This is a genomic window from Nonomuraea maheshkhaliensis (assembly GCF_039529435.1).
In the GTDB taxonomy this organism is placed as follows: domain Bacteria; phylum Actinomycetota; class Actinomycetes; order Streptosporangiales; family Streptosporangiaceae; genus Nonomuraea; species Nonomuraea maheshkhaliensis.
This window is the reverse complement of record NZ_BAAAMU010000275.1, coordinates 1-3,222: the sequence shown is the minus strand read 5'-3', so window position 1 is coordinate 3,222 and position 3,222 is coordinate 1. Positions and strand designations below refer to the sequence as shown.

The following is a 3,222-nucleotide window of genomic DNA, read 5'->3' as shown; positions in this document are numbered from 1 at the left end:
GTCCTGCTTGCGGATCCGGCCGCCCACGCCGGTGCCGTTGACGGAGTCGAGGTCGACGCCGTGCTCGTTGGCGAGCTTGCGGACCAGCGGGGTCACGTAGGGGCTGTCGCCGGAGGACGCGACCGGGGCGGGCTCGGCGGCGGGGGCGGGCTGCGCCGGAGGAGCGGCCTGGGGGGCCGGCGCCGGAGCGGGGGCAGGGGCGGCCTGCGCGGGAGCCGGCTGCGGGATCGAGGAGACCGGGGGAGCCGGCTCGGGCTCGGGCTCGGGCTCGGGCTCGGGCTCGGGAGCCGGCTGGGCGGCCGCCTCGGGAGCCGGCGCCGCGGCGCCGGGCTGGCCGTTCTCGTCGATGACGGCGAGCTCGGCCCCGACCTCGACCGTCTCGTCCTCAGCCACGACGATCTTGGTGAGGACACCCGCGGACGGCGACGGGATCTCGGTGTCGACCTTGTCGGTGGACACCTCGAGGAGCGGCTCGTCGGCCTCGACGCGCTCGCCCTCCTTCTTCAGCCAACGGGTTACCGTGCCCTCGGTCACGCTCTCGCCGAGCTGGGGCATCTGTACGGAGACCGGCATCGTTATTCTTCTCTCGCGTTCTGATCTCGAGGGCTGGACTAGTTGTGTACGTGCAGCGGCTTGCCGGCCAGGGCCAGCATCGCCTCACCGACCGCCTCGGACTGGGTCGGGTGTGCGTGGATGAGCTGGGCGACCTCTGCGGGCAGCGCCTCCCAGTTGTAGATGAGCTGGCCCTCCGTGACGAGCTCGCCGATGCGGCGGCCCACCATGTGGACGCCGACGACGGGGCCGTCCTTCTGGGCGATGACCTTCACGGCGCCCGAGGTGCCGAGGATCTGGCTCTTGGGGTTGCCCGCCAGGTCGTAGACCTGCTCGACGATCTCGATGCCGCGCTCGGCGGCCTGGGCGGAGGTGATGCCGACCGAGGCGACCTCCGGGTCGGAGTAGGTGATGCGCGGCACGCCCGCGTAGTCGATCGGCGGCGGGTTGAGGCCCGCGATGTGCTCGGCCACCATGATGCCCTCGGCGAACCCGGCGTGCGCGAGCTGCAGGGTCGGGATCAGGTCGCCGATGGCGTAGATCCCGGGCACGGAGGTCTGGCAGTGCTCGTCGACCACGACCGCGCCGCGCTCGACGGTGATGCCCTGCTCCTCGAAGCCCATGCCCGCCGACACCGCGCCGCGGCCGACCGCGACGAGCAGCAGCTCGGCGTCGAGGGTCTTGCCGTTGGCCAGGCTGACGACCACGCCCGTCTCGGTGGTCTTGGCGCCGTCGAAGAAGACGCCCAGCTCGTATTTGATGCCGCGGCGGCGGAAGGCCCGCTCCAGCAGCTTGGAGCTGGACTCCTCCTCGGTCGGCAGCAGGTGCGGCAGCGCCTCGACGATCGTGACCTCGGCGCCGAAGGAACGGTAGACGCTGGCCAGCTCGACGCCGATGACGCCGCCGCCCAGCACGATCACGGAGGCGGGCACGCGGTCCATCTTGAGCGTGTGCTCGCTGGTGATCACCCGCTCGCCGTCGATCTCCAGGCCGGGCAGGGTCTTGGGCGCGGAGCCGGTGGCCAGGACGAGGTTGCGGCCCTCGTAGACCTCGGAGCCGACCTGGATCCTGTCGGTGCCGACCAGGCGGCCCTCGCCCTCGACGACCGTCACGCCGGCGCCCTTGAGCAGGCCCTGCACGCCCTTCCAGGCGCGCGTGACAATCTTGTCCTTGAAGGCGTGGACGCCCTGGACGTCGATGCCCTCGAAGCTCGCCTTGACGCCGAAGGAGGCGCTCTCGCGGGTCTCGTCGGCGACCTCGGCGGAGTGGAGCAGGGCCTTCGTGGGGATGCATCCCCTGTGGAGGCAGGTGCCGCCGATCTTGTCCCGCTCGATCAGGGCGACCGACTTGCCCAGCTCGGCCGCCCTTAGCGCGCAGGCGTAACCGCCGCTGCCGCCCCCTAGGACGACGATGTCATAGGCCACAGGAAGGCTCCTTGTCGGGGTGTTCGTGATGCCGTCATCTTTTCATTTGTTTCAGATGCTCGCGTGCCGCTCTGCGAGTCCGATGAGGGTGCGGGTGAAGGCGCCCGTGCCGCCCTTCGGGATGTAACCGTACGGTTCGCCCTTGTTGAACGCGGGGCCGGCCATGTCGATGTGGGCCCAGCGCACCCCCTGGGGCACGAATTCCTTGAGGAAGATGCCCGCCGCCAGCATGCTGCCCCATCGCTCCGGCTGGAGGTTGGCGATGTCGGCGATGGGCGAGTCGAGACCTTTGCGCAGTTCCTCGGGCAGCGGCATGCCCCACGCGCCCTCGCCCGCCTCGCCCGCGGCCTCGACCACGAGCTCGCGTACGGCGTCGTCGTTGGACATGACGCCGGCGGTGCGCCAGCCGAGCGCGACGATCTGGGCGCCGGTGAGGGTGGCCACGTCGACGATCAGGTCGGGGCTGTCCTCGGCGGCGCGCGCGATGCCGTCCATGAGCACCAGGCGGCCCTCGGCGTCGGTGTCGAGCACCTCGACGGTCTTGCCGCTGTAGCTGTGGATGACGTCGGAGGGGCGCTGCGCGGTGCCGCTCGGCAGGTTTTCTGCCAGGCAGAGGTAGCCGACGGCGTTGACCGGCAGGCCGAGCCTGGCGATGCCGATCACCGCTCCGAGCACCGCGGCCGCGCCGCCCATGTCGGATTTCATCCAGTCCATGGAGGCCGACGGCTTGAGCGACAGGCCGCCCGAGTCGAACGTGATGCCCTTGCCCACGAAGGCGAGCGTCTTGGCCGCCTCGGGGTGGCTGTGGGCCAGGCGGACCAGGCGCGGCGGGTTGACCGAGCCCTGACCGACGCCGATGAGGCCGCCGTAGCCGCCGTCCTTGAGCTGCTTGTCGTCCAGCACCTCGACGCTCAGCCCGGCCTTGCCGCCCGCCTGCTCGGCGAGCTCGGCGAACTTGGCCGGCCACAGGTCGGACGGAGGCGTGTTGACCAGGTCGCGCACGAGGGAGACCGACTCGGCCAGCACGCTCGCGCGCTCGGCGACCTCCTCGGACTGGTCGGTGACCACGGTGAGCTCGGCCACCGGCGCCTTCTGCTCGCCGTTCGTGCGGTAACGGGAGAAGGAGTAGGCGCCGAGCAGCCCGCCGAGCAGGGCCGCCTCGGCCTCGGCCGCGGTGCCGGCCGGCAGGGCGAGCAGGGCGCGGGAGGTGCTGACCAGCGCGCGCAGGGCGGCGCCGAGGGCGAGC

General features: G+C 71.7%; 3 protein-coding genes. All 3 read right to left on the bottom strand.

Annotated features, from left to right (window positions below):
* Window positions 1-573: biotin/lipoyl-containing protein (locus ABFX54_RS56265; protein WP_346115550.1), on the bottom strand; the 573-nt coding region annotated here is incomplete at its 3' end.
* 38 nt (window positions 574-611) lie between these two features.
* Window positions 612-1,976, bottom strand: coding sequence for a dihydrolipoyl dehydrogenase (gene lpdA, locus ABFX54_RS56260; protein WP_346115549.1), 1,365 nt, complete (start codon window positions 1,974-1,976; stop codon window positions 612-614).
* Window positions 1,977-2,027: 51 nt separating this feature from the next.
* Window positions 2,028-3,222 (bottom strand): leucyl aminopeptidase (locus ABFX54_RS56255; RefSeq protein ID WP_346115548.1); only part of this gene is annotated, 1,195 nt, incomplete at its 5' end.